24 protein-coding genes, 1 tRNA gene and 4 pseudogenes are annotated in these 26,182 nt (G+C 68.8%); 17 read left to right on the top strand and 12 right to left on the bottom strand.

Features of this window, described 5'->3' with window-relative positions; all coding sequences use genetic code 11:
• Positions 1 to 27 precede the first annotated feature (27 nt).
• Together OOK07_RS22840 and OOK07_RS22835 are read left to right on the top strand one after the other, a co-directional pair.
• A complete protein-coding gene (locus OOK07_RS22840) occupies positions 28 to 288 on the top strand; it encodes a GntR family transcriptional regulator (protein WP_266798185.1) in 261 nt (86 codons plus the stop codon).
• The gene (locus OOK07_RS22835; RefSeq protein WP_266798184.1) at positions 285 to 827 is read left to right on the top strand and encodes a GntR family transcriptional regulator; all 543 of its coding nucleotides are present in this window, start codon (positions 285 to 287) and stop codon (positions 825 to 827) included. Before OOK07_RS22840 ends, OOK07_RS22835 begins: the two co-directional genes overlap by 4 nt.
• Positions 828 to 846: 19 nt before the next feature.
• Here OOK07_RS22835 and OOK07_RS22830 read toward each other — a convergent pair whose 3' ends face one another.
• A complete protein-coding gene (locus OOK07_RS22830; protein WP_266798183.1) occupies positions 847 to 1,173 on the bottom strand; it encodes an antibiotic biosynthesis monooxygenase family protein in 327 nt (108 codons plus the stop codon).
• A 162-nt stretch (positions 1,174 to 1,335) separates the two neighbouring features.
• Between OOK07_RS22830 and OOK07_RS22825 the strand changes: the two genes are divergently transcribed.
• From OOK07_RS22825 to OOK07_RS22815, 3 genes are all read left to right on the top strand, one after another.
• Entirely contained in the window at positions 1,336 to 2,607 is a 1,272-nt protein-coding gene (locus OOK07_RS22825) for an FG-GAP repeat domain-containing protein (protein ID WP_266798182.1), read from the top strand.
• 446 nt (positions 2,608 to 3,053) lie between these two features.
• Complete coding sequence (locus OOK07_RS22820; protein WP_266798181.1) at positions 3,054 to 4,037, top strand: YIP1 family protein; 984 nt, start codon at positions 3,054 to 3,056, stop codon at positions 4,035 to 4,037.
• A gap of 170 nt (positions 4,038 to 4,207) precedes the next feature.
• Positions 4,208 to 4,642 (top strand): peptidoglycan-binding domain-containing protein, encoded by a 435-nt coding sequence (locus tag OOK07_RS22815; RefSeq protein WP_266682615.1) that lies wholly within the window; start codon positions 4,208 to 4,210, stop codon positions 4,640 to 4,642.
• Positions 4,643 to 4,879: 237 nt separating this feature from the next.
• Here the strand turns inward: OOK07_RS22815 and OOK07_RS22810 are convergent.
• Positions 4,880 to 5,377, bottom strand: a pseudogene (locus OOK07_RS22810) (winged helix-turn-helix domain-containing protein); the annotation flags it as partial.
• Positions 5,378 to 5,551: 174 nt separating this feature from the next.
• Between OOK07_RS22810 and OOK07_RS22805 the strand changes: the two are divergent.
• The 5 genes from OOK07_RS22805 to OOK07_RS22785 all read left to right on the top strand — a co-directional run bounded on the left by OOK07_RS22805 (position 5,552) and on the right by OOK07_RS22785 (position 9,936).
• Positions 5,552 to 6,358 (top strand): class I SAM-dependent methyltransferase, encoded by an 807-nt coding sequence (locus tag OOK07_RS22805; protein WP_266798180.1) that lies wholly within the window; start codon positions 5,552 to 5,554, stop codon positions 6,356 to 6,358.
• Positions 6,359 to 7,144: 786 nt separating this feature from the next.
• Positions 7,145 to 7,897 carry a helix-turn-helix domain-containing protein gene (locus OOK07_RS22800; RefSeq protein ID WP_266682613.1) on the top strand — a complete coding sequence of 251 codons (753 nt, stop codon included), beginning with the start codon at positions 7,145 to 7,147 and terminating at the stop codon, positions 7,895 to 7,897.
• Positions 7,898 to 8,069: 172 nt separating this feature from the next.
• Entirely contained in the window at positions 8,070 to 8,966 is an 897-nt protein-coding gene (thyA, locus tag OOK07_RS22795; protein ID WP_266798179.1) for a thymidylate synthase, read from the top strand.
• An 8-nt stretch (positions 8,967 to 8,974) separates the two neighbouring features.
• Complete coding sequence (locus OOK07_RS22790) at positions 8,975 to 9,481, top strand: dihydrofolate reductase (protein ID WP_266798178.1); 507 nt, start codon at positions 8,975 to 8,977, stop codon at positions 9,479 to 9,481.
• Positions 9,478 to 9,936, top strand: coding sequence for an HIT family protein (locus OOK07_RS22785; RefSeq protein ID WP_266798177.1), 459 nt, complete (start codon positions 9,478 to 9,480; stop codon positions 9,934 to 9,936). Before OOK07_RS22790 ends, OOK07_RS22785 begins: the two co-directional genes overlap by 4 nt.
• Here OOK07_RS22785 and OOK07_RS22780 read toward each other — a convergent pair.
• The gene (locus OOK07_RS22780) at positions 9,914 to 10,801 is read right to left on the bottom strand and encodes a deoxycytidylate deaminase (RefSeq protein ID WP_266682609.1); all 888 of its coding nucleotides are present in this window, start codon (positions 10,799 to 10,801) and stop codon (positions 9,914 to 9,916) included. The two genes, OOK07_RS22785 and OOK07_RS22780, sit on opposite strands and share 23 nt — an antisense overlap.
• 15 nt (positions 10,802 to 10,816) lie before the next feature.
• Entirely contained in the window at positions 10,817 to 11,455 is a 639-nt protein-coding gene (locus OOK07_RS22775) for an adenylyltransferase/cytidyltransferase family protein (protein ID WP_266682608.1), read from the bottom strand.
• A 289-nt stretch (positions 11,456 to 11,744) separates the two neighbouring features.
• Between OOK07_RS22775 and OOK07_RS22770 the strand changes: the two genes are divergently transcribed.
• Positions 11,745 to 12,770 carry a dCTP deaminase domain-containing protein gene (locus tag OOK07_RS22770; RefSeq protein WP_266682607.1) on the top strand — a complete coding sequence of 342 codons (1,026 nt, stop codon included), beginning with the start codon at positions 11,745 to 11,747 and terminating at the stop codon, positions 12,768 to 12,770.
• Positions 12,771 to 12,879: 109 nt separating this feature from the next.
• Positions 12,880 to 12,953: transfer RNA gene (locus tag OOK07_RS22765), tRNA-Gly, on the top strand.
• Positions 12,954 to 13,059: 106 nt separating this feature from the next.
• On the opposite strand, the gene OOK07_RS22760 is transcribed toward OOK07_RS22765, so the two are convergent.
• On the bottom strand, positions 13,060 to 14,316 hold the full coding sequence (locus OOK07_RS22760; protein ID WP_266802008.1) for an IS701 family transposase: 1,257 nt from the start codon (positions 14,314 to 14,316) through the stop codon (positions 13,060 to 13,062).
• A gap of 137 nt (positions 14,317 to 14,453) precedes the next feature.
• Between OOK07_RS22760 and OOK07_RS22755 the strand changes: the two genes are divergently transcribed.
• Positions 14,454 to 14,660, top strand: coding sequence for a hypothetical protein (locus OOK07_RS22755; RefSeq protein ID WP_266798176.1), 207 nt, complete (start codon positions 14,454 to 14,456; stop codon positions 14,658 to 14,660).
• A 177-nt stretch (positions 14,661 to 14,837) separates the two neighbouring features.
• Here the strand turns inward: OOK07_RS22755 and OOK07_RS22750 are convergent.
• Positions 14,838 to 15,023: pseudogene (locus OOK07_RS22750) on the bottom strand (transposase); the annotation flags it as partial.
• Between the two features lie 2 nt (positions 15,024 to 15,025).
• Between OOK07_RS22750 and OOK07_RS22745 the strand changes: the two are divergent.
• A pseudogene (locus OOK07_RS22745) lies at positions 15,026 to 15,428 on the top strand (IS110 family transposase); the annotation flags it as partial.
• Here the strand turns inward: OOK07_RS22745 and OOK07_RS22740 are convergent.
• The 6 genes and pseudogenes from OOK07_RS22740 to OOK07_RS22715 form a co-directional block, all read right to left on the bottom strand.
• Positions 15,424 to 15,586 (bottom strand): annotated as a pseudogene (locus OOK07_RS22740) (IS110 family transposase); the annotation flags it as partial. The pseudogenes OOK07_RS22745 and OOK07_RS22740 overlap by 5 nt on opposite strands.
• Positions 15,583 to 15,966, bottom strand: a complete 384-nt coding sequence (locus tag OOK07_RS22735) for a DUF7144 family membrane protein (RefSeq protein ID WP_524540338.1) — start codon at positions 15,964 to 15,966, stop codon at positions 15,583 to 15,585. The gene OOK07_RS22735 and the pseudogene OOK07_RS22740, both read right to left, overlap by 4 nt.
• Positions 15,967 to 16,591: 625 nt before the next feature.
• Positions 16,592 to 17,986: a chloride channel protein gene (locus OOK07_RS22730; protein WP_406312182.1), complete on the bottom strand. Its 1,395-nt coding sequence runs from the start codon at positions 17,984 to 17,986 to the stop codon at positions 16,592 to 16,594.
• 593 nt (positions 17,987 to 18,579) lie between these two features.
• Complete coding sequence (locus OOK07_RS22725; protein WP_266798173.1) at positions 18,580 to 20,358, bottom strand: cation:proton antiporter; 1,779 nt, start codon at positions 20,356 to 20,358, stop codon at positions 18,580 to 18,582.
• A gap of 121 nt (positions 20,359 to 20,479) precedes the next feature.
• A complete protein-coding gene (locus OOK07_RS22720; RefSeq protein WP_266798172.1) occupies positions 20,480 to 21,400 on the bottom strand; it encodes an aldose 1-epimerase family protein in 921 nt (306 codons plus the stop codon).
• A gap of 231 nt (positions 21,401 to 21,631) precedes the next feature.
• A complete protein-coding gene (locus OOK07_RS22715; RefSeq protein WP_266798171.1) occupies positions 21,632 to 22,585 on the bottom strand; it encodes a DUF389 domain-containing protein in 954 nt (317 codons plus the stop codon).
• Between the two features lie 240 nt (positions 22,586 to 22,825).
• Between OOK07_RS22715 and OOK07_RS22710 the strand changes: the two genes are divergently transcribed.
• Genes OOK07_RS22710 through OOK07_RS22700 form a run of 3 tightly spaced genes read left to right on the top strand, consistent with a single transcriptional unit; the run spans position 22,826 to position 26,112 of the window.
• Positions 22,826 to 24,652 (top strand): glycoside hydrolase family 15 protein, encoded by a 1,827-nt coding sequence (locus tag OOK07_RS22710; protein WP_266798170.1) that lies wholly within the window; start codon positions 22,826 to 22,828, stop codon positions 24,650 to 24,652.
• Between the two features lie 3 nt (positions 24,653 to 24,655).
• A complete protein-coding gene (locus OOK07_RS22705; protein WP_266798169.1) occupies positions 24,656 to 25,600 on the top strand; it encodes a cyclase family protein in 945 nt (314 codons plus the stop codon).
• Positions 25,597 to 26,112 carry a gluconokinase gene (locus tag OOK07_RS22700; RefSeq protein WP_405671253.1) on the top strand — a complete coding sequence of 172 codons (516 nt, stop codon included), beginning with the start codon at positions 25,597 to 25,599 and terminating at the stop codon, positions 26,110 to 26,112. Before OOK07_RS22705 ends, OOK07_RS22700 begins: the two co-directional genes overlap by 4 nt.
• The last annotated feature ends 70 nt before the right edge of the window (positions 26,113 to 26,182 follow it).

Below are 26,182 nucleotides of genomic sequence, written 5' to 3'. Positions count from 1 at the left end.
CTACCGCAGAGTTTTAGCGTCAACCGCATGAGCCCCGAGCTTGACCGCACACGACCCGTCTGGCGCCAGGTCGCCTCCGCCATCGAGACCCGTATCGCCAGCGGCGAGTACCCGGTGGGTGCCCGCGTGCCGTCCGTCGTCGAACTGTCCAACGAGTTCGGCATCGCGGTCTCGACCGCACAGAAGGCACTGGCCCACCTCAAGGCGGAAGGGCTCATCCGAGCCGAGGTCGGCCTGGGTTCATTCGTCACCGAGCGACCCGTCGCAGAGGCCGAACCGCCCGCATGAGTGCAAGTAAGTGGGTCAGCACCTCGATGCCGTATCTGACGCCGCGCGAGAAAGGGCAGGGCGACGCCTGGAGCGCTGATGCAGCGGCACAGGGCCGGCGTGGAACCCAGCGCATCGTCCATGCCGAAGAGGTGCCCGCCCCGGCCGAGGTGGCGGGGCAGTTCGGGATTGCGGAGGGCGAGCCCGTCGTCGTACGACGGCGTCTGATCCTTCTCGACGACGAGCCGAACGAACTGACGGACACCTATTACCCCGCCGACATCGCCCGCGGTACGGGCCTGGCCGGGACGGCCAAGATCCCCGGCGGATCCGTCACCCTGCTGGCGAGCCTGGGCCATGCCGGTTTCCTCGTCCGGGAGGACGTGACGGCCGGCATGCCCGACGAGGATGAGCGACACGCACTGCGGACCGCGCAGGGAGACCCCGTCCTGCGCCTCACCCGGCTCACGCTCGACCGCGACGACCGGCCGATCCAGCTCGACCGCATGGTGATGCCCGCCCTGCGACAGCGGTTGCGTTACGAGTTCAGGATCCGATGACCGTGCCCAAGGCAGCCTGCTAGCCGTTCTTCGGACCCGCCGACTGCACCACGTCGAAGGACCAGAGAGTCGAGCCGGAGGCGGCCGGCTTCGGGCGCTCGCCACCCTCGGTGCCGCCCTGGTGGGCCGACTTCATCGTCCCCTCCATCCAGGCCTTGAAGGACTCCTCGTCACGCCACCGCGTGTACACCAGGTACTGGTCAGTGCCCTCGACGGGCCGCAGCAACTCGAACCACTCGAAACCGTCGGAGTCCCCCACGGCGTCGGCCCGCGCGGCGAACCGCTTCTCCAGGACCTCCCGCTGCTCGGCCGACACGGTCAACACGTTGATCTTGACTACGCTCATGAAGCCATCCTGCCGCAACCGCATCCGCGATCGTGCGGCCCAGGGCCGGAGCAGTCGGTTGGCCGATCCCGGGGCTGTCGCCCCACCTCGAACACGTGCATCATTGCCCAGGCGTTGTCGACGGTGCTGACGAGGTGAACGGTGCGCGGGCGAAGAGGCGGGATGTGTACGGCGGCGGCCATCGGCAGCACTCTCCTCCTTGCCGCCTGCGGACCCGGCGGGGACGCCGGAGCGGGAGCCGCCCACCCCACCCCCGTACAGATCGCCGACGCCCCCGCCGAACTCCCCGTCCCGCACGGCAAGGGCAGCAAAACCCCCGACGACTTCAACGGCGACGGCCACCGCGACCTCGTGCTCGACGCGCTCGTCAAGGCGCAGAGCCATGCCGACGACGCGGGCATCGGTGTCGTCTACGGCAGCCCGCGCGGAATCACCCCGGGTGCACGGCAGTTGATCAGTCCCGTCAGGTACGCGGCCCGCACCAAGGGCCGACTGCCCGCCGTCTTCGACGCGGAGGCGAGCTGCGACCTGGACAAGGACGGCTTCACGGACCTGATCGTCTCGACGGACCCGCCCTACGACGGCCAGGGGCGCCCTCCGGTCCCCCTCCAGGTCCTCTTCGGTTCGCCCGGCGGGCTGACCCACGCAGTCACGCTCACCGTCCCCGCCGCCGCCCGCTTCGGCGACGACTGGCCCGACCAGCCGGTGTGCGGCGACTTCGACGGCGACGGCGCGGAGGATCTCGTGCTGCACGCGTCCGGGGAGCGACTCAGCTATCTGCGCGGCCCGTTCAGCCGTAAAGGCGCTCCTCGCGCGTCCGGAGCGCCCGTCCCCTCGCCGGGCGAGTTCCCCACGGGCCCGGCGGCCGATGTCAACCGGGACGGCTACGACGATCTGGTGGTCCGTGCGGCGGAGGGCACGAGCAAGGCGTCCGTCGTCCTCGGCGGCCCCGACGGCCCGACCCGCACCGGCACCGCCTTGCCCGAGGGCATCGACATCGCCCTCGGCCGCTTCGGCAGAGGCGCCGCCCTGGACGCGGCGGTCGGCGCGATGGGGGACACGGCCCTGCGCTACGACCTCCCGGCCGCCGCCCGTGCCACCCTCGCCTCCCCCGGCTCCATGCTCGACGCCGCCGACTTCGACGGCGACGGCCTCAGCGAACTCGTCTCCAGCGGCTCACAGCTCCGGGTCTTCCGGGGTCGTACGACGGGCCTGTCCACGGCGGGCATGGTGACCGTCGCGCCACCGGCCCACGGCACCACCCGGGTGCTGGCCGTCGGCGACTTCGACGGCGACGGACGGGCGGACCTCGCGGTGCGCACGTACCGGGGCGAGACCAAGGACACCATCGCCGTCTATCGCGGCATGAAGAAGGGGCTGGTGGCGACCGGCCCCGTCGTCACCTTCTCCAGCTCGGCGTTCCTGGCGGGCTGACGGACGCGGACTGACGAACGCGGGCCGAGGGACACCCCGGGGCGGCGGTGGACGGCCTCCCGGCTTGCGATCGGCGCCTCGGGCGAGAACTCGGGCGCCGGCGCGCTCACCGTCCTGTGCGGCTCGGCCTCCAGCCTCAGGCCTCCAGTCTCAGGACGGCGGCCGGCGGCCGGCGCCCGGACCATCACGCGGAACACCCGGGGCGTACCCGGCAGTTCGGAGAAGGGCGACCGCGTCGGCGACCGCTTCACGCGCACCCGGGGCACAGGGCTCACGGTCTCGGCGGCGGGCGAGAACTCCGGCGACGGCGCGGTCCGGTCCCTGCGCGGTGCGACGGCCACCGGCGCCACGAGCCTCGGCCCTCCGGCCAACGGCGTCCCCACCACGGGCGCCCCCGACTACACCCGGTGCTTCCCTAAGGGGTCACCCGCGCGTCCCCTTAGGGGATGTCACAGCTCGGCCGCAAAGCCGGGCCCGAAACGCCGGGCCCGGCCCGCCACTCTGCGGGACCAGGTACGTTCGAAGGCGTGGCTGGATTCAGGATCGGACGCGGCGCCCGGAACAACGGAGCTGCGCAAACGCGACCGCAACACCCGCCGTACGGACAGCAGGCACCTCAGGGCCCGTCGTACGGCTATCCCCCCGCGCCGCAGCCCCACCCCGGGCAGCAGCGGCACGGGAACGGCGGCGGCCAGTGGCCGCAGGGCAGCGGCGGCGGGTACGGCGAGCCGGAGTACTTCGGGGACGGCGGCGGCTACGCACCGCAGGGCACCCCTGACCCGTACGCGGCGAACCACCCGGGTCACACCCAGGCGTTCTCGGTCGGCGAGGACCCGTACAGCCAGGGCGGCACCTACCGCGCGGGCTCGACCCCCGCGGCCCCGGCAGGCCCCCGACTGCACTGGAAGGACCTGCTCCGGGGCATCGTCCTGTCCCCCGCCCAGACCTTCCTCCAGATGCGGGACTACACGATGTGGGGCCCGGCCCTCATCGTGACGTTCCTCTACGGCCTGCTCGCGGTCTTCGGCTTCGACGGCGCGCGGCAGGACGCGATCACCGCCACCCTTGCGAACGCTGTCCCCATCGTCCTCACCACGGCCGTGGCCCTGGTGATCTCGTCCTTCGTGCTGGGCGTGGTCAGCCACACCCTGGCCCGCCAGCTCGGCGGCGACGGCGCCTGGCAGCCCACGGTCGGCCTCTCCATGCTGATCATGTCCCTCACGGACGCCCCCCGCCTGGTCTTCGCCATGTTCTTCGGCGGCAACGCGACCTTCGTCCAGGCCCTGGGCTGGGCGACCTGGGTGGCCGCCGGCGTCCTCCTGACGATGATGGTCAGCCGCTCCCACGACCTGCCCTGGCCCAAGGCCCTGGGCGCTTCGGCGATCCAGCTGATCGCCCTCCTGTCGATCGTGAAACTGGGCACCTTCTGACCCCACGACCACCGGAAAAGGGGCTCCCCGCAGCAGCGGGGAGCCCCTTTTCACATCACCTCAACGGGGAGCGGCGGTGACGGTGGGACTTGTGAGCACAGAGTGCGAGATGCAACGGGAGATACGCAGGCGCACGATGGGACGAGGCCCATCTCTTGGAGGTGATGAGGATGCGACGAGCATTCCTCGCCGCCGCGACCCTGGTTCTTCCGCTCGCGCTGTCAGGCGGGCCGGCCTCCGCGGCATCGCAGCACAGTCCGCCCTCCGTCACCGTCCAAGTGACCGGCGCGCAGGCCGCGCAGGCCGCCAGACATCCCGGAACGCTCGTAGCCCAAGGCCCCGACGACATCTGCGACTACACCAATCGTCGGCCGAACCTTCAGCGCGGCTCGGCAGGAAGGGCCGTCCGACAGGCTCAGTGCTACTTGAACGAGGCCATAGGCACCGACCTGGCAGAGGACGGGGACTTCGGCCGGGCAACACGGCGCACGACGATGTTCTTCCAGCAATGCGCCGACATCGCAGTCGACGGCCGCATCGGTGCGCAGACGTGGTCGTTCCTCTCCTTCTGGGCCAACCAGCCAGACGCCCCGTTCGACTGCTGACCCGGCTCAGGAGAGGGAGCGGCCGAGCGGCTGGTGCCAGGCCGCAAGACCGCTCAGAGCGCTTCTCTCGACGGGGTGCGTGATGAGAGCCGGACCTGCTCAAGCCGCTGCACGACCGCCCTGCAGATGATCTGTACCCCCGCCCCAACGAAGGTTCACACTCGCCTAGTTCCCAGACACAGCCGCTTATCCGGATGAGCCGTCGCCATCGTTGGTTCCGGAATGGCGAACGCGGAATCAAGCGGGAGTGTCGGGGGTGAAGCGGTAGCCGATGCCGGGCTCGGTGATGAGGTAGCAGGGTCGGGAGGGTTCTGGTTCCAGCTTGCGGCGCAGGTTGGCGAGGTGAACGCGCAGGTAGTTGGTCTCCTTCTCATAGCGCGGTCCCCAGACCTCCTGGAGGAGTTGGCGCTGGGTGACCAGGCGTCCGGGGTTGCGGACGTGAATCTCCAGCAGGTGCCATTCGGTGGGGGTGAGGCGGATTTCGCCGGCTGCGGTGCTGACGCGCTTGACGGCGAGGTCGATGGTGAAGGCCGCTGTGGTGATCACGGGCTGTTCGTCGGCGGGGGTGGCGCGGCGCAGGGCGGCGCGGATACGGGCGAGGAGTTCGCCCATGCCGAAGGGTTTGGTGACGTAATCGTCGGCGCCGGCATCCAGGGCGTTGATCTTGGCAGTCTCGTCGTGGCGGGCGGACAGGACGATGACCGGAGCGGAATACTGCCTCTGCACCCGTTGGAGACCTGCCGCCGGCGAAGAGGAACGGCCGGCACCTGAGCAACAAAACGGGGGCAGCCATCGGCTGACCATTGCCGTGTCAGAGAACGTGTGCCCTGCCGCCTCATCAGGTGGGTCCAGCCCCAGGGTGCATGGCGGCGCGGCATGGAAGAGGTTTCCCGACGCGGCGCTACCGTCATGAGGGTGACAGGAGTCAATGCCGACCGGCGATGGTCCGAATCCATGCCGATGGCCTACGAGCAGTTCCTCGTACCGGTGGTCTTCCGGCCCTTCGCCGAGGACCTGACGGCCCGGGCGGCGGCACTCCACCCGCGGCGAATCCTCGAACTCGCCGCGGGAACCGGCGTGTTGACAGCCGATCTGCTCGCAGCGGCACCCTCGGCCGAGGTGACGGCCACCGACCTGAACGAGTCCATGGTCGCTTTCGGGTCGGCCCGGGCCCCTGGCGCGGTGTGGCGGCAGGCCGACGCGCAGCGGCTGCCGTTCCCCGACGGAGCCTTCGACCTGGTGGTCTGCCAGTTCGGCGTGATGTTCTTTCCCGACCGCATCGAGGCCTTCACCGAGGTCCGCCGGGTGCTGGCCCCGGGCGGCCGGTTCCTGTTCAACACCTGGGGCCCGCTCGGGACGCACGGCTTCGAAGTCGCGCTGCAGGCCGGGCTGGAGCGGGCCTTTCCGGTCGACCCGCCACGCTTCTTCCAGACCGTTCCGCACGGCTATGCCAACCCCGCCGTCGTGGCCGCCGATCTGGCGGCCGCCGGGTTCGCCGTCGAGGACGAGCAGGAGCTGACGCTTCAGGGCCGGGCCACGTCGACCGCCGACCTCGCCACCGGGTACCTCACCGGGACACCGGTGCGCGCCGCCGTTGAGGAGCGCGGCGACGGAACGGCCGTCCGGGCCACCGTCATCGAGGAGATGACGGCCCGTCTGGGCCCGGGGCCGGTCACCGCCCCGATGACGGCGTACGTCTTCCGTGCCGCGGCCTGAACACGGACGCGCCCGCGCAGAGGATGGGCGTGAGTCGGGATCCTCAGGCATGCGACAGGCGCGTCCCGACCCGGACGAGGACTGCGCCGGGCAGATCCCACACCCGCCTCCGCCGACCGTCCGCTGACTCGTAGGTCAGGTTCTCCCGCACACCGCTCATGCCGCCGCCCTCACACCTGCGTCCGACGGAAATCCGGGTTGGGCCGGGAGGCGGTCGGGCCGCGCTCGGGACGCATCTCGATGTCGGAGAAAGGCACGTCCCGAGGATATGCGGCGGGCCGCAGACACGACACCGGTGCCTGCCGCTAGTGCCTCTCCAGGGCAACCGGCGCCACACTGCGCAACCTGGCACATCCTGGGCACCTGATGAGCCGGACAGGGCCGAGTCGCTCGGCCTGCTGCATCGGAAGCGAAGCGGTGGTGAACACGTGCCCCTCGGCACAACGGACGACAGTGCGTTCCATGAAGTCCCAGAGTCCCTTCCCCAAGAGCGGCGTCCGGCTGCAGGCTACCTACCGACCGCCTGCCGACAAAAGCCACGTTACGGCATCAAAGGGATGGTACTTCCGGCGGCGCCCCCACCTGCCGGAGCCTTCCGCCGCGTCTCCACCGTACGCCCCAACTTCCGCTCCGCGCGGGCATGTCCCACTCCTGACGCGTGCTCAGATGCCCCCGCTTCGACCCTGCGCAGGCGGCCACCGCTCCGGTCCGACCCGGGCGCGGTGGGGCGTCAGAGTAGTCTGGGGGGCGCACATGGCATCTGGACGGCAGGACGGAATTCGAGCGATGACCCTTCCCGATCGCCCGTCCTCGGCGGCCCGAGAGCCGAGCGTCCAGACTCCCCAGGTCCCGCACGGCCACCTCGACGCCTACCTGGCGTCCGCCCTGACCGGACTGGACGCCGACGAGCGCAAGTACCTGTTCGAGATTTCCGACACGGTGGCCGACGTCTGCGCACGCAACAACGTTCGACTGTATGAGCCCAGAAAAGTCACGGACCCGGTTCACCACACCAGCGTGCCGGACGTGGAAGTCTTCCGGACGGACCGCCACCGGGTCATCAACTCCGACTTCCTCATTTATCTCGCGCACCATCCGAGTACGGGGGCGGGACAGGAACTCGTTTTCGCCCAGGAAGCCATCATCCCGATTGTGGTGGTCGCACATATCGACACCAGGATCAGTCGTATGGTGACCGGGATCCCGAGCCCCCTCGCCCTTGTGCGATACGACTCGATTTCACGGCTTGAGGAGCAGCTGAATCTGGAGATCGCTGAATTGCGACCCAAATTGCTGCAGCGCAGGACTGCTCTCGCGCAGCTCGAACAGCATCGGGTGGGCGCACGTATCAAGGAGTTGCGCGAGCTGCGGAACATGACGCGTCGCCAGGTGGCGGAATCCACCAGGATCCCGGGTGCCTTCAGCGCTGATCAGCTCAGGGACTGGGAGCAGAACAGCGACAGGGTGAACAACCTCAGCCTGACCTATCTGCAGGAGATCGCCTCCGCCCTGAGTGTAAGCATCAAGGATCTCATGTAGGTCTTCGCAGGCCTTTGGAATGACCCTTGGAATGACCAATGATGACCAATGTCTTTTGGGATGACGAGGAAATAACCGTGCGGAGAGTCGGTAAGCACGGCTGCTAGCATGACCTCGCCCTGGCGCAGAGACTGACGCAGAGAATGACACCGGGCCAAGTGAAGGGAACCTCGTGAAGTATGTCGCGTATGCGGACCGTGCACCGGATTCGCAATATCGTACGATCTTGGGTGCCATCCTGGAGCACGGCCTCACGGCACCCACGCGACAAGGCCCGGATGCCCTGACCCTGATGCAGCAGACCATGAGCTTCGAATTGGCAAATGGGTTTCCGATCATCACCGAGAGAAGCGTCTCCCGGTTCTGGCGCAAACCCATCGGAGAGCTCTGCGCATTCATCAACGGGGCGACAACCCTCGATGAACTGGCCGAGTTCGGGTGCGACTGGTGGGGGCCGTGGGCCAGTGACGCGAAGACGTCGCGTCGCGGTCTGCCGCCGGGTGATCTGGGGCCGGGCTCGTACGGTGGGGCGTTCCACGATTTCCCCACCGTGGAAGGCGAAGGCTTCGACCAGTTCAAGCATCTGGTGGAGCAGCTGACCGAGCTCCCGAACGACCGTACTCATTTCGTCAGTCCCTGGATTCCGCAGTACCAGATCCGCGGGACGGGGAAGATTCCGCAGACGACCATTTCCCCCTGTCACGGCTGGGTCCATGTCAGGGTCCTCGCCGGCCAACTCCATCTGCACATGTTCCAGCGCTCCGGAGACGTTCCCGTCGGCGTCCCGTCCAACATGATTCAGTACGCGGCCCTGCTGTTGATGCTCGAACACCTCACCGGCATCCCCGCCGCGCGCTACTACCACACCATTTCGGACGCCCATGTCTACGAGGACCAGGTCGACAGTGTGAAGGCCATGCTGGACCGGGAACCGCGGCGGTTGCCGACGGTGACGCTCAACGAGAGCGGACGCCGGGTGACCGATATCCATGACTTCCGCGGTGAGCATTTCGACCTGTCGGACTATGACCCGCATCCGGCCATCGGGGCCATTCCGGTGGCGACATGAGAAGGTCCTTGATCGTCGCCGCCTCGGATAACGACGTCATCGGTCAGGACGGAGATCTGCCGTGGCACATACCGGGAGATCTGCGGTACTTCAAGGACGTCACCCAGGGGCATGCGGTGGTGCTCGGACGTCTCACGCATGAATCCATCGTCGCGCGCCTGGGCCGTCCTCTTCCCGGCCGCACCAGTGTGGTGGTGAGCGCGACCCCGCGTCCCGGCTCGGCGGACGTCCACTGGCAGCCCTCGGTCACGTCCGCCCTGGCCAGGGCAGAGGCGCTGGAGCAGGCGTCCGGAGACGAGGAGGTCTTCGTGATCGGCGGGGCCTCCGTCTACCAACAGGCGCTTCCCAGCATCGACAGGATCTACCTGACGCGCGTACACGCGCAGGTGCAAGGCGATTCCCGGATGCCATCGGGGTGGCTGGAGGGCTTCGCACAGACGTCGCGCGTCGACGTCGCCGCAAGCGCGACGACGTGGCCCCACTCGTTCCTGCGTTTCGAAAGGGTGCCCGGGTGACCCTGTACTACTTCGGCAATTGCCGGACCGAAGAGCAGCGGGCGGAGATGGAGCGGCTGGACAGCGCGGGCATCTGTCTGTTCTGCCCGGACGTCATCCGCAGCCATGAGAAACAGCAGATCCTCTGGGAGACGGCCCACTGGATGGTCACGCCCAATGAATTCCCGTATGCCGGGACCCGGTTGCATCTGCTGCTCATCCCCAAGGAACACGTCACCGATCTGCTCGAACTCTCCTCCGGCGCCCGCGCCGACTTCTGGGACGTCCTCGCGTACACGAAGGAGAAGTACGGCCTGGACCACTACGGCCTGGGCGCCCGCAACGGCGACTGCCGGTACACGGGCGGGACCATAAGGCATCTGCACGTGCATGTGCTCGTCGGCGAAGGCGCGGTCGCGGCCGATGAGGACTTCACCCCGGTGCGGATGAGGTTCAGTTCGTCTCCGGGCCGCTAGCGGCGCCGGAGGCATCACCCTGCCCGGGTGTCATGTCGACCCAGATCAGCTCGACACCGCCCGCGCGCAGGATCTCCTCTCCGTCCAGCATCGAGTACGGACCGGCGAAGAAGCACTTCTGGAACCCTGTCTCGACCACGAGCCGTGCACAGGCAGGGCAGGGGAACGTGCTGACGTAGAGGTCGGAGCCCGCCAGGCTCAGTCCGTCCCGTGCGGCCCGGGCCACCAGGGATGCCTCCGCATGGATGGCGGTGGACAGATCGGGCCGTACGCCTCTGCTGAAGTCGTTGCGCGGGTCTCCGTCGATGTACGGCGTGTACTCGGTCGGGTGGTGGTGGTTGTGAGCGGCCCGCAGGACGTGGCCGTCGCGCGCGGCCACCGCGCCCACCTGCCGCCACCAGTCCGAACTGCGCCGCGCTTCCCGGTCCGCCCGGGTCATGAACCGCCGGTCCAGACTCGACCGTGAGATCCGGTAGTCGAATCGGGCCGGCTTCGTCGCACGGCTCCAGTCGCGGTCCCAGCGCAGGAACGTCGACTCGAATCGAAGCTCGGCCTTGTCCGGGAAGGCCGGTAGCTCGACGAGCCGGTGCATCATTTCCTCGTCGGGCAGTACGACGAGCTCGGCGACCACGGCGCAGGCCAGATCGGCCGGCTCGATCACCCGTACACGGGTGTCCGGAACGATCAGGCGGGCATGCTGCGCCGCGCGCTCCGGGCTCAGGCTCCGGATGTCCTTCGCGAGCTTGGGGAAGACCTCGGTGAACTCCCGGCCGAGAATCAGGATCTCGTCGGAGTCCGCATGCCGGTTCAGGAATGCCTCGTAGCCGGCGTGCACCACCGGCAGGTACAGGATCGTCTGCTTCACTGGCGCACCGGACCTCTACGCGGGGCTGCCGGGAGAAGGGTCTGCAGGCCGCTGACCATTGCCTTCGTCGTCGCCCTGTTCGGTGAGACCCAGCTGGAGGCGGCGCAGACGGGCCGAGGTGCTCACGGTCGCCATGCGCTCCAGGACCTCCACCCGGACGCAGTACTTCGCCTCGAGATCGGCGATCTCCTCGGCGGTGTAGGTGTCCGCCGTGGCAACCAGCACATCGGGGCGGACGGCGTCGATGAGGGCCCAGCGGGGATGGTCGACCTGCTTCAGGGTCACGAGTCCCACGCCGCGCTGATGTGTCACCATCCTCAGCCGTTCCATTTCTGGTACGGCCGGACGGTTGGGGCCCTTCCGCCGGCGGATCTTCTCATCGCTGTCGAGCCCGACGATAAGGAATTCGCCGTATTTCCGGGCAGCCTCGAGATACATCGAGTGGCCCTCGTGAATAATATCGAAAGAACCACTCGTCAACACGACCCGCATACCCAGAACGCGAAGCGCCTTGACGATTTCCGTGATTTTTTCGTAATTCTCCACGAAACGCAGGTCGAAGTGGGATTCGTCTGCGAATAGGTCTTTACCGAACATGGGATCCTCGCGAATCAAGCCATTGACCCATTGGGCTTTTACTGACCGGCTCGTCATTTCCTCTTGGCCTCATCGGGATCTGTCTGGGGGGGGGAAGACTCGTCAATCACGCATTCTCGTCGAATCTTGAGGTCACCCTACCCCCTCCGACTCCGCGGTAACGCCTCAATGGTAGTCGCGCATCTTACCGTGGCGCTTCCCCGTGAGGGCGGCGCATGCCCGAGCGGCCCGTTGCCGCGGTCCGCCCCGGCCCGCATCGTCAGGCAAAGCGCCGCAAACTCCTTCCGTGGCAAGCGAGTTCACCGTATGGTTGGCTCCACTCCGGACCACCAGAGAAGGTCAGGTAATGGTTGCTGAAAGCGATCGGCGTCCGCACCGTCCAGGTTGCCTCCTCTCCCCACAAGATCTACTCACCGAGCTGCAGAGCTCCGAACGCATCTTCCGGTCGGGGTCATGGAAGCCCGAACAGTTGCTTGGCGCGGGCTACTCGGTTCGACTCGGTGACGACCTGCTGGTAATTCCAGACAATCCCGGGGAAGCCAAGTACACGGCAATCAAGGGCGACCGGGTGATGCCCGAGTTCACCCTGGCTCCTGGCGACACCGCGCTGATATCCACGATCGAGAAGTTCTCGTTCGACTTCGACGTCACCGCGACCATCGGCGACAGGTTCGGCCTCGCCGCCAAGGGACTTCTCGTCCTGCACGGCTCGACGGTCCACCCCGGCTACGGCCGTGAGGTGGACCCGGAAAGCGATGACTGGCGGCTGAAGGCCGACGAGCGCCTCTATTTCATCGTGGCAAATGTGGGCCCGAAGAACATCACCATGCGGAAAGGCGATGCGATCGCCTATCTGCAGTTCTTCGACATTGAGCGGGCACCTGAAACCCCCGTGGCCAACGTGGGATTCGACTACCTGAGCACCCTGTTCGGGGCGGGCGAGCACGGGGAGGACGGCGGGCTCTCCTACTTCCGCAACGTCAAGGACCTGCGCACCGAAATCGACATTCAGCGCCAAAGGATCGACCGCGAGATTTCGGACATGGGGCGCGCTGTCGAGAGCAACCACGCGGAGATGAAGAATCGCGTGACCGACGCCCAGACGGCCGTGGACCGCGTCACCAACACGAGCAACATGATCGTCGTGTTCGGCGTGTTCCTGATCGCGACCACCCTGCTGGGAATCGTGCTCGTGATGCTCGGCGACCTGGTCGACAAGCTCGCCGACCTGGACGTTTGGAAAATCGCCCTGCTCTCCGCGCTGGCCACGCTGTACGCCGGAGCCACGGTCACGGGGGTGGTGCTGGTTGCCCGGGCGGCGGCAAAAGCGATCCAGCCCGGGACGCCGACAGGCCCCACCGACGACGGGTGACGCCCCGTCCGCAACGAGGCCTGGAGCGCATGGATCCCAGGCCTCGTACTGTGCGGATGAGGTACAGTGGCTGAGCACTTGGACGCCGACTTGGTCGGGCGTCTGACAAGCGGGTGTAGTTTAGTGGTAGAACATCAGCTTCCCAAGCTGAGAGTGCGAGTTCGATTCTCGTCACCCGCTCCATAGCGAAACCCCAGGCCAGTGGCCTGGGGTTTGTTTGTTGTCTAGCCAATTTTGGGGTGGCGTGCCCTCCGCGTGCCCCTAATACTCCAGCCGTAGATCGTGATCTTCATGGTTGAAGGGCTGCTTGGCGGCGGTAGTGGCTGTGGCGTGCGCGGGCTTGGTGGCGTCGTCGCCAGGTGGACCAGCGTATTCGGTGGGCGGTGTCGCGGGCGGGACGGGCGGCGAGGGCGGTGAACAGACGCTGGATCTCGTTGCAGGTGAGCGGGATCAGTCCGTCAGGGCTGGTCCCATCGTCGGCCGGGGCTTGGTTGCGGCGTTCGAGGGCGGTGGCGACTGCGAGGAAGGCGTGCGCGAGCAGGGCCAGGGTGACCCAGCGGTGCCAGGAGCCCCAGCGGCGTACCTGGTGCTCGTCCAGTCCCGCCAGTGTCTTTGAGCTCTGGAACATCTCCTCCACCGTCCAGCGGCTTCCCGCGACTTTGACCAGCGTGGACAGCGGGACCGGACGGGGCGAGTAGCAGCGGTAGTAGGCCAGTTCGCCGGTGGTGCGGTTGCGGCGGATCATCAGGTGCTGATGGCCCGGAACGTCTGTGGTGATGGCGATCAGCGCCCAGTCGTAGTAGCGGTGTCCCTTCGCACCGTGTCCGGCCGAGAGTTTCTGCCAGGCCCGGCGCGGGATGCGCTTGGCGAGGTGATCGGCCCGTTGGGGTCCGGCGGAGGTGGAGAGGTGGTGGGTGCGGGAGACCGCGAGCACGTAGCCCAGTTCGCACCTCTCCAGCGCCGTGCGAAGTTTCGGGTTGTCGCCGTAGACCTCGTCGCCGGCCGCCCACGCGGCCCGGGCTCCGGCGTCCAGGGCACGTTCGATCATCTGCCAGGCCAGTTGCGGCTTGGTCGCGAAGCCCACATCCTCTGGGACGGCGGCCTGTTCGCAGCGTTCCGGGTCGCCGGTCCAGGACTTGGGCAGGTAGAGGGCGCGGTCGATGCCGGCGTGGCCGTGCCGGGAGGTGTAGGTGAGGTAGACGGCGACCTGGGCGTTCTCGATCCGGCCCGCGGTGCCGGTGTACTGGCGCTGCACGCCCACCGTTCGGGTGCCCTTCTTCAGGTCGCCGGTCTCGTCGACCACGAGTACAGCCTGGTCATCGGCCAAGTGCTCCAGCACGAACTCGCGCAGGTCGTCGCGGACCAGGTCGGCGTCCCACTTCGCCCGCCCGAGCAGGTGCTGCATCCCGTCCGGCGTGGCGTCCCCGGTGTGCTCGGCGATCGTCCAGCAGTTCTTGCGCGGCAGGTCAGCCAGCAGCCCCAGCACCAACTGCCGGGTCCGACGCCGGGGTTCGACCCGCGCGAAGCGGCCCGCGATCCGTCCCATCAGGTCTTCGAACATCGCCTGCCAGCGGGCAGGCACTACGCTGTGACCTGCGGCCACCGCAGGGTCTTCTGTCTTCACACACCGATGATCAGCGGTGGCCGCACCTGTCTTCCTACCGGGTTGGAGTGGGGTGCGAAGTGTCGACATCGTCCGAGTTCCGCGGCTTCGATCTGATGCGGCGGGGCTATGACCGCCATCAGGTCGACCGCTATCTCAAAGCCCTGTCTGAAGTAGACTCGCCGGTCGGCCCGCCGCCGTTCAAGATCGTGTGGCGGGGCTACGACCGCCACCAGGTTGACGCACGCATCAAGGACCTTCTCGCGGACAGAGGCATCAGCGGCTAACAACCACCCGCGCCCCACCAGACAGTTCTGTTCACCGTCTCTACCGGCGAGATCACGATCTACGGCTGGAGTACTAAGAGCCTTCTGGCTGAGCCTGGATGGTGCTTCATGCCGCGCTGACGAGGGGGACGAAGGCCGAGGGGTGGGCCGCCGGCAATGACAAGGGGGGTGCCTCTATGTCTTCCCTCGGGCCCGGCACTTGTCGTAGTAGGTGCGGGAGGCGGGGTCGTGCAGGGCGGCGAACGCGGGCAGGAGCATCGCGCGTTTGAGCTGCCGGTTTCCGCCTCTGGGTGCGTGTTCGCCGTGGATCGAGGTGCCCGAGGACTTCGTGGTCGGGGCGAGGCCGGCGTAGGAGGCCAGGTGGCCGCACCATGCCGCACACTCTGCGCTCGCTGGAACTGACCGACGAGAGCACCGCCGAGCTGACGAGGCCACCCGCACCTCCAACCGGATACGCGGCCTGCTCACCCAGTTCCACCCCAGCTTGGAGCGCGTCCTTGGCCCCCGTATGGACCACCCCGCGGTCAACTGGCTGCTGGAACGCTACGGATCTCCGGCCGCCCTGCGCAAAGCCGGTCGCCGCAAGCTCGTTGAGGTGATCCGTCCCAAGGCCCGCGCATGGCCCAACGGCTGATCGACGAGCTCTTCGACGCGCTCGACGAGCAGACCGTGATCGTCCCCGGGACCGCCACCCTCGACGTCGTGATCCCGTCGCTGGCCCGCTCTCTCGGCGCTGTCCACGAGCAACGGCGAGCTCTGGAAGCTCGGCGATCACGGCGGCGTCCTTGGCGTCGGTCTTCGCCTCCCGGGTAGAGATCGGCGATTCGCCGCATGGACAGACCGGGCAGGTAGGCGACCTTGCGGCCGGCGTCGCGGGCGACTGTCAGGGGCAGGGCGCCGATCGAGGCGGGCTGGTCCACGATCATCCGTGCACGTGCCGCGGCTCGGCCAGCAGACCGTAGATGACCAGCACCGACACCAGCATCGTGAACAGAGACCAGAATGGGTAGACCGGAAGGAAGATCATCTGACCGACGAGACAGAACGCTGCCAGACAGATGCCCGTCAGCCGCGCCGCTCTGGAGCCCACGAGCACGCCGAGACCCGCCAGGGCCATCACCATGCCGATGACGACCCAGATCCAGCCCCAGGCCGTGTAGTTGAAAATGAGCAGCCGGTTGCCTCCGGAATAGACGGTCGAGTAGTAGCCGTGATTGAAGATCGCCACAAATCCGTTGAGCAGGTTGAAGAGGGCGCTGACCAATAGCAGGATTCCAGCGAAGGCCACCCAGTGCGATCGCTCCATCGGAGGCACGGCACCGCCTGCTGGAGAGGTTTGTTGCTGCATGGGATCCATGAGATGCAGCACCGGGGCAGCCCGCAACCGGTGGTGGACCGTGAGTGTTGCGCGGCCGGCTGTGCTCTCGCGGGGCCGGCTCGCGGGTACCGCGGGCCGACGGCCCTGTCCGCAGCAGCTCCGAGAGGTGCCCGTATACAGCCTGCCGGACAGTGGATTGCGTCAGGACCTTTTGCGACGGGGCGCTCATGGACAGCTTTCCGCATCGCCAACCGCGGCCTGGTGGGCGATCTGCAGACCGCCGCCCTGGGGTCAGCGGTGCCGACTGTCGCGCCGTGCAGCTCGCCGCAGCGCCAGCCGTAGACGACAGTCACGTCCGCAACCGGCGCATACCGAGCGGGCCTGGTCCGGCGCGCCATGACCGGGCCCCCCGGGGAGCCACGCTGCCGGGGCACCTGCTCGCTGAGACGGGCGTGCGGGTTACGGCGAGCCGGGCGGCATGTCGAGACGGATCCAGTGGCCGCTCCTGACCGGCCGTGGAGCGCCGATGGTGGCTCTGCCCAGCCGGCCTTGGGATCACGGGCGTTGGCCGCCGACGGGAGGTTACGAACTGCGGACCGCACCCCCTGGCAGCTCAGCCGCTCGGCGGCCCGCCTGCGTCCTGCTCGGTGGCGGGTGCGGCGGTCGGCGGCGGGGTCAACCTGAGCGTGAGGACGTAGGAGGCCACGACCGCCACGATCACCAGCGGCATGACGGTAAGCCCCTCCAGGCCCAGAAGCAGGGTGGCCAGCAACAAGGAGGTCATGGGCATTTTGAGCATGGCCGCCGACATCGCGCCCACGCCCATCGCGAGCCCAGCGGTCACGCCGAGACCGGGCAGGTGGGAGAGTGCGATGCCTCCGGCTGCGCCCACGAACACGGCGGGGAACACCGGGCCACCACGGAATGCTGCCATGGACACGCTGTACGCCACCGCCTTGCAGGCGACGAGCACCACAAGGGCGCCTGCCGAATACTGCGCGTTCGTAGAGAGAAGGGGACCGAGGCCGCTCTGTCCCGAGTACAGGACTCCCGATGCCGGGTGGCTGGTCCACTCCGCGTAGAGCAGGGCGATCACACCGACGACGACGCCCGCGAGCACGGTGGCCGTCAGCCGTCGCGGTTCGACCAGTTTCAGCAGGCGGAGGGCGAGCCACCGAATCCCGACGCCGAGCAGAGCCGCCGCTACCCCGATCAGGAGTGCCCAGCCGAACCCGGCGGCGTCCGGCGTCGCGGCATGGGGGACGTTCGGCAGGGTCAGCGAGTAGGTGCCCAGACCTGTCCATGAGCCCAGGCCGGTGAAGATGAGCGCACCAATGCCGGAGGCGAGCAATCCGGGCACCAGGACAACGCCGAGCATCGGTCCGCCCAAGCCGGACATCTCCATGAGCAGGAACGCTCCGAGCAGCGGTGAGCCGAGCAGGGTGCTGATCGCGGCGAAACTGCCGGAGGCTCCCACGACGGCGGTCGCCTGTTTCGGGAACGACTTCCGCGTCAGTCGCAGCCCGCCCACGGCGAGGCCGCTGCCCAGGGCGATGAGCGGGGCCTCCGGTCCGATGACAGCCCCGAGGCCGAGTGAGGCCAGCGCGGCGAGCGCCACGCCGGGCAGATTGACTGCCGGGGTCGGCCCCGAGGCCACGAACCCGCGGGCCGGCTCGTGTCCACCGTTGCCGGGAAGGTAACGGACGATCGGGCCGACGAGGAGCCCGGCCACGGCCAGCAGCGGCACGGGCCACCAGTTGGGCGTGCCATGGAACCCCAAGGCCTTGGGCAGGTCCGTGTAGGTGAGCGACTGGAGCTTGTTGACGAGTGCGAGAAAGCCGAAAGCCGTCGCCGAGATCGGGACGCCGATAACCGCCGCGATCAGGAGGAGAACCACGTAACCGCGGCTACGGACGAGTGAGAGCGGGTCCGTGGCGGCCACAGCGGGCTTTCCCTCAGGCTCGACCTGACGGCTCTGAGAGGTCACGCCGAGACCTCCGACCTGCATGCATCACAGCAGGATTGAGCCATGATTCCGGAGCTGCGGCAGCCAGCCGTGATCGTCGCGGCGCCCCGGTGGAACCGGAACGAGGACTCACTGGGCCGAAAGGGATCGGCACGAGTTCCAGGATCCGGCGGACGGAGCGCTCCTCCGGAACCCGCACGGGGCCGGGCCGCTCGTCGCACGGTTCGTACTCTGCACGGAGATGCCGAGGAACACGGCGACGAGCATCCCTGCCACCGGGCCATCCGCTCCTTGAGAGCGACGCGCCCCGCTGGGCGTGGAACAGCGGCTGTTCTCCGCGGCATCGCTACCCTCCCGGCCAATGACACTGATCCGTGATCGCCCTGGGGTGGTGACTACTCCAGGGAACGATCAGGGCACAGCGCGGACTCTGCTCTCGCCCACGCGCTCACCCTCAAGACCGATCATGGTGGCTGGTGCCCGATTCGGCATCAGGGCATGTCCGAGCCGAGGATCGCCTGTCAGTGGGGCCGGGCGCACGAACCCGCCCGCAGCGGATTCCCCTTCCCACGCGCAGAGGCTCGGCGCCCAGGTACTTGGGGCGGAGCTTCGGACGGGCACCAGCCGACGCCGGCCTACTCCGGCGGGCTGTCGGTTCCCCGCGCGCCGGGGGTCAGCAGGACGGCCGTGTCCCCTGGCCGGGGCAGTGGTGTGCTGCCTTCCGTGACCGGATCGAGGCGGCCGTCCCGGCGCACGAGGAACAGCAGATCGCTGCCTGGTCGTAGGGCGTCGTCGGCGGGCTGCCCCACAACGGCTGCCCCGTCTTCGTACCTGCGGGAGAACGTCGGCCAGGTCAGGTCCGGGCCGAACAGAACCTCGCCGCCGATGAAGGGCGCCACTACGCCGTGGCTGTCGGCCGGTGCGTTGAGACGGTGGACCGGGCCCTCCACGCCGCCTCGCAAAAGCACCGCCGCGAGTGCGTTGAAGTCGTCCTGGGCGGTGAGGAAGTACACGGCCGTGATGCCCTCCAGCTCCGCGGCCCCACCCGTGGCGGCGCCCAGCAGCTCACCCGGTGCAAGCTCGATCCCGGCCTGCCGGATACTTTCGCGTTGCTCATCCTCACCTGCCCACATCAGCACCTCCAGCCCTGCCGCATTCAGGGCCATGCCCAGGTCGACCACCCAGGGGGCGCCGCCGACGAGCAGGGGCCGCGAGCGGGACGGGCGCACCACGCCCAGGCGCCGGGCGACGGGAGAGGCGGTCAGGCCGTAGAGCGTCACGGTCGCGACGATGACCACGAACGTGGCCGGAAGGATCTTCGAAGCGCCGCCGATCCCCTGGGCCACCAGGTCGGCGGAGAACGTCGAAGCCGTGGCGGCCGCGACGATGCCACGCGGCGCCATCCAGCCGATGAAACCGCGCTCGCTGCGTGTCAGTTCGGTGCCGAGGGTGGACACGACCGCGACCAGCGGCCTGACGACCAGGACCAGGAAGGCGGCGAGCCCGAGCGCGGGCAGCCACACGTGGCGCAGCGAGTGCGGGGTGACGGTGGCCGAGATCGAGATGAAGAGCAGGCCGAGGATCAGGCTGACCAGGGTCTCGAAGAAGGGCCGACGCGCGGGTACGTCCATGCCGGGGAGGTTGGCGACGGCCAGGCCCATCACCACGGCGGCGATGAGTCCCGTGTCGTCGCGCAGGACATCGCAGAACGCCGCGACACCGATCACCGCGGCAAGCTGCGCCGTGGTGCCGAGGACCTCGCCGAGCCGCAGCACCCGGAACAGCATCCACAGCAGAGCCGCCCCGACCGCTCCGCCGGCCGCTCCGACGGCCATGCTGGCGAGGAAACGCTCCATCCCACTGCCGAGGTGGTGGCGCGAGCCGGCCACGACCGCGTGGAAGACCAATGCTCCCAGGACGCCGCCGACGGGGTCGATGAGGGAGCCTTCCCAGATCAGGATGTGCTGTAGGCGGTCCTTCGGTCGCACGAAGCTGAGCAGCGGTCCGACGACCGTCGGCCCTGAGACCACGAGGATCGCGCCGATCATGACGGCTGCCCGTGCGGACATCCCCAGCAGCGGCGCAGCGAGGAGCGTGCCGAGCAGTCCGGTGATCGGGACACCGATCCAGATCAGCCGGACGACGACGCGGCGGGTGTGGCCCTTGAGCCTCGCCAGCTCCAACCCGAGGCCGGCGTCGTAGAGGATCACGGCGACGGCCAGCGACACCAGCGGTGAGAACGCAGTGCCCAGTAGCTGCTCGGGGGCGACGTCGTCGATCAGCGCGCCCGCGGCGAAGCCGACCGGCAGCAGGACGATGAGGGCGGGGATGTGCAGGCGGCCGGCCAGGATCTGCGATCCGACGGCCAGGACCAGGATCACGCCCACGCCGATGAGCACCTGGTTCGTCGTCACATGCGGCCCTTTCGATGCGGGGTGGTGGACGAGTGGGTGCTCTTGCCGGCCGGCTGCGCGGCCTGGCCGGGTCAGACCTCCGCCGGGTGCCGCGGGACTGTCGGACGCCGTGGCGGCGTGGTCACTCCCCCCATGGAGTGATCCCCCAGCGGACGGTGTGCCGCTCGCCGGGGCCGAGGCTGATGAGCCCGGTGCCGCTGCGGAAGGCGTCCGGCGGGCAGGTCATCGGCTCGACGGCGACCGCGCGACGGCGCTCGTCCGGCGGGAGGGTGTCGCCGGTGTAGAGCTGTACGTAGTCGGCGCCTTCACCGAGCCACACGTCCGTGCCGAACGCACCGGACGGGTGGGCCAGCCGCACCGCGGCCCGGCCGTCCGCGTCCTGGTCGAGGTCGCCGAAGGGGGTGTCCAGCCGGAGCGCACCGACGGTTCGTGGCGTCCGCAGGTCGTACTCACTCCCGGCGACCGGCTCGGCGGCGACCGGAAGGCCGCGCTCATCCGTGCGCAGCCACGTGCGTGCGGGAACGGTCAGCACCGCCTGGTCGACGACCGCGGTGCCCGCGGTGACGTAGGGATGCTGGCCGAAGCCATAGGGTGCGGCCCTCGTGTCGAGGTTGCGCGCGATGACGGCGACTTCCAGCCCGCTCTCGCCCAGGGAGTACTCGGCGCGGACGTGGAGGTGGAAGGGGTAGCCCGGCTGCGGCCACAGCGGAACCTCCAGGACGGCGCGGCTGTCGCTCGCCTCCACGACCCGCCACGCGACCCACCGGAGCAGCCCATGGATGGCGTTGCCGCCGTCCGGCTCGGTGAGCGGCAGCTGCTGCTCCTGCCCGTCCCAGGGGTAGCGGCCGTCGCGGATCCGGTTCGGCCACGGCACCAGGATCTGGCCACGCCCGCCGGTGATCGGGTCCTGTTCGCCGAATCCGTCGATCACCGTGCGCTCACCGACCGCGTACGACCGAAGGGCCGCGCCCAGCTCGACGACGACGGCCCTGTGTGTGCCGTGACGGAGGGTCAGTTGCCGTCCGGTGCCGCTCTCCTGCACGCGTGGCCTCCTCGATCCGCCCGGCCGGCGTCCTCGGACGCCGGCGTAGTGGTGGCCTGTGGTGCCGGCCCTTCCGTCGGGAGCGTGCGGCCTGTCATGGACCCGGTCAAGCACGACACGTTCCTGTCGGCGCGATCGCCGGGCAGGTTCGCCCGCTGGGGCCACTGGCAGGAGCGGGGGAGGGTCGGCGCACGGGCCCTGTTGCTGTCTGCCGGACGGGGGACGGCGGCGTCACCCGGTGCCAAAGCTCCCGCTGCGCCGGCCGATGCGCCGCCAGACAGCCCGTTGGAATCTGATCATCAGCACGCCCACCACGATAAGCAGCACGACGTTGAGCAGGAGTTGGCCCAGAGATCCGCGCGCCTCGCTCCAGCTGGAGAACGCGCAGGAGACGCCGATGTCGGCGGCGGCCGGGATGGTGGTGACCGAGATGAAGACGCCGAGCAGCGCGCTCGTCCTGGCCTGGGTCAGGGACATGATCCCGACGATGCCGGCCAGCACCGCGACGACGACGGAGAAGGCGCTGGGGGCGTCGATCAGCGTGGAGACGGGCCTGAAGCCCAGCTCGAATGCCTTGGGTTGAAAGTCGAGGCCCCGGACCGCCCACGAGAACAGGAACGTCACGAGGATGGCCAGCAGGAATCCCACGGTCAGGGCGAACAGGCCCTGGCGGATCCTGGTGCCGTTGCCGCGGTCGATGCCCAGCGCCACGCTGGTGATGGCGCCGTACTCCGGTCCTACGACCATCGCCGCGACGATCAGGATCTGGGAGTTGGTGATGATTCCCACCGCCCCGATGACGCCTGCAATGACCAGGTAGACGTAGAAGCTCGGCAGATAGGTGCCCTCGGCGCGAATCCGCGCCTCGACCTCCTCCCAGACCGGCGCGTGCGCGAGCGCCCCGAGCTGCCGCTGCTCGGCTTCGGCCGCTGAACCGGAGAAGGCCATCTCGACCGGTTCGATGACGATGGATCCGCGGCGGTCGAGTTCCAGCTCGCGCAGACCGCGCAGCACGGCGTTGGCCGCGCCCGCCAGGATGTCGCACTCGATCGCGTCGCCGTCGGGGTTGTGCGCCAGTTCGGTGAGGATGACCAGGTTGAAGACATAGCGGTCGTCGGTCAGCAGCCCGACCGCCCGGGGGGTGAGATCGGTGGGGCTCACCAGCCGGACGTGGATCATCTCCATGCACCACCTCCATCGCCCTCCGACGGACCACCGAGGCGCTACGGTGCCCGGGATGCAGGAGCTCTCCCATCTGTGACAGACCGGCTCCAGCAAGTAACGCCCGGTGGGTCGGGGTCGGCAAGCCGGGTGAGCTGCTCCGCTCCAGCACCCCGGGTCACTTGCGTCGCTTCCAACGCGCAAGAACCACCCAAGTGGCCGATAGTGGGCGCAGGGGGCTCCTTCCGAGAGTTCGGAGCATCCATGGACCGCTACCCTCCCATCGCCGAACACGGCCTGGTGGGCGACCTGCAGACCGCCGCGCTCGTCTCGTCGCAGGGTGTCGTGGACTGGTTCGCCGCTCCGCGGTTCGACTCGCCCAGCGTCTTCGCCGCCCTGCTCGACCACGACGGCGGCGGGTACATGCGGCTGGCCGCCGAACACCCCGACCTGACGTGCAAGCAGCTCTATTACCCCGACACGGCCATTCTGGTGACCCGGTTCATGTCACCGGACGGGGTGGGCGAGGTGGTCGACTTCATGCCTCCGGACCGGACCCGCACCGCCACCGACCGTCACACCCTCATACGCGTCATGCGTGCCGTGCGGGGGACCGTCGACTTCACGCTCGAGTGCCGACCGCGCTTCGACTACGGCCGGGCCGAGCACCGGCTGGAGCTCGGCGAGGGCGAGAACAGCGGCCTGTTCCGGTCCCCCGTGATGGACGCGCACCTGCGGACCTCCTTCCCGCTGGAGCGGGACGGCCAGGACGTACGCGGCAGGGCGACGCTCAACGCCGGCGAGGTCGGCGGCGTCGTGTTCACCGTGTGCGCGTCCGGTGGCGAGGCGCCCGCACCCCCCACCGTCGACGGGCTCAACGCACAGGTCCAGGAAGTCACCGAGTTCTGGCAGCACTGGCTGCGCCAGTCCCGCTACCGGGGCCGCTGGCCCGAGCTGGTGCACCGCTCGGCGATCACCCTCAAGCTCCTCACCTACGCCCCCACCGGCGCCCTCGTCGCGGCGGCCACCATGGGTCTTCCCGAGCAGGTCGGCGGAGAGCGCAACTGGGACTACCGGTTCACCTGGGTACGTGACAGCGCACTGTCCGTGCGGGTCATGCTGGATCTCGGCTTCGTCGAGGAGGCCACCGGGTTCGTGCACTGGCTCGTGGAGAGGCTGCATGAGCGCGAGGGCAAGGAGGAAGAGCCGCTCCAGACGATGTACCGGGTCGACGGCAGCCCCGACCTGCCGGAGGTGACACTCGACCACTTCGAGGGCTACCGCGGTTCCGCCCCCGTCCGGATCGGCAACGGCGCCGCCGACCAGCTCCAGCTGGACATCTACGGCGAAGCCGTCTATGCGTTGTCCCAGGGCCTCGGGATCGCGCAGCAGGCCACCTACCGGGGGTGGAAGACACTGGCCAGGACGCTGGACTGGCTCGCCGACGCCTGGGACCGGCCGGACGAGGGCATCTGGGAGACCCGCGGCGGCCGCCAGGACTTCACCTACAGCCGGATGATGTCCTGGGTCGCCTTCGACCACGCGATGAGCCTCGCCGAGCGCTTCCGCAGGCCCGCCGACCTGGAGAGGTGGCGCACAGCCCGGGACGCCATCTTCGAACAGATCATGGAACGCGGCTGGAGCGAGAACGAGGGCGCCTTCATCCAGCACTACGGCGGCGACGTCCTGGACGCTTCCCTTCTGCTCATGCCGAGGGTCGGCTTCATCGCCCCCAAGGACCCTGCCTGGCTTTCCACGCTCGACGCGATGGACCGCAAGCTCGTCTCCGACAGCCTCGTCTACCGCTACGACCCGGCGGCATCGCCGGACGGGCTGCGCGGCTCGGAGGGCACGTTCAGTCTGTGCACCTTCCTCTACGTCGACGCACTCGCGCGGGCGGGACGACTGCCCCAGGCCCGCTACACGTTCGAGAAGATGCAGACCTACGCCAACCACGTCGGGCTCTTCGCCGAGGAGGTCGGTCCCAGCGGAGAGCAACTGGGCAACTTCCCCCAGGCGTTCACCCATCTGTCGCTCGTCATGGCGGCCACCACCCTCGACCAGATGCTAGACGCGGAGAACGGGCGCTGACCCATGGTCACCCGTGCCCGTCCGGCAGCATCCCCACGGCTGACCGAGGACGAGTTCACCGGGCTGTACCGGCGCCTGCTCTCGCGCGCCGCCTGGGCCTCGGGGGACCGTGGCGCTCTGGAGGCCCTGACTCCTGCCCGGGTGGTGGCCGCCACCCGGGAGGTGCGGACCGGCCGGACGATGACGCTCGCCGCGCCAGTGGAGACGCTGCCCGGCCCGGACAATCCGGAGCCCGCGAAGCACCGGATGAGCCCTCAGACAGGCGAAGACGTCTCCGACGGACTGCACTTCGCGAGGGACAGCTTCGCGATGAACGTGCACGGCGACGCCGACAGTCACCTCGACGCCCTCTGCCACGTGATCTACGACGGCACCCTGCACGGCGGCGTGTCCGCGAGCAGCGTCACGGCGGACGGGGCCACGGCGCTCTCTCTCGAGGTGGCGCGCGACGGGATCGTGGGACGCGGCGTGCTGTTGGACATTCCGCGACTGCGCGGCGTGCCCTGGCTCGAACCGGGTGATCACGTGACGGCCGGCGACCTCGCCGCGGCCGAGACCGCGCAGCACGTGCGCGTGAAAGAGGGTGACCTCCTCTTCGTGCGGGTCGGCCACCGCCGGCGCCGCGCCGAACTCGGGCCGTGGCACGCGACGCTTGAGCGCGCCGGACTCCACCCGTCGGCACTGGAGTTCCTCGCCGCCCGGCGGGTCGCCGTGCTCGGCGGCGACGGTAACAACGACACGGCCCCGAGTTCCACCGAGGGCGTCGACTTTCCCGTGCATGTCCTGGCGGTCCACGCCATGGGCCTGCACCTGCTGGACTACCTGCAGTTCGAGGACCTGGCACCGGTCTGCGAGGCGGAGGGACGCTGGTCCTTCCTCTGCGTGATCGCCCCGCTGAGACTGCCGGACGCCACTGGGTCGCCGGTCAATCCGATTGCCGTCCTGTGATCCCGGCACCCTCGGTCGTGGTGGTCATGGGTGTCTCGGGATCGGGCAAGTCCACCGTGGGACTGCTGCTCGCGGAGCGGCTCATGGTGCCCTTCCTGGAGGCGGACGACGTCCACCCGGCCGCGAACCGCGCCAAGATGGCCGCGGGTCGCCCGCTCGACGACGAGGATCGCCGCCCGTGGCTGCGGTCCGTCGCCGCATGGATCCGCGAGGCGAGCGACTCCGGACGGGGCGGGGTGGTGGCGTGCTCGGCCCTCAAGCACGAGTACCGGGACGAGTTGCGCAGGGCAGGCGCAGGCGTGTGGTTCCTGTATCTGGCGCTGGACCGCGCGATCGCCGACCAACGGGTCACAGGCCGTGTGGGCCATTTCATGCCCGCCCGACTGGTGGATTCCCAGTACGCCGCCCTGGAACCGCTGCGGCCGGACGAGCCCGGCCTGGCCGTTGACGCGCGGTCCGCCCCGCAGACCCTCGTCGACCAGGCGGTGCGCGCCGTCCGGGCCGTGAAGTGACCGGGCGCCTGATCGACTCTGCCGGGTCGCAGCCGACCGAACCACCCGATAACTTGGAAATTGGAGCTAA

Source organism: Streptomyces sp. NBC_00078, from assembly GCF_026343335.1.
Lineage (GTDB): Bacteria > Actinomycetota > Actinomycetes > Streptomycetales > Streptomycetaceae > Streptomyces.
This window is presented reverse-complemented; position numbering and strand designations above follow the sequence as displayed.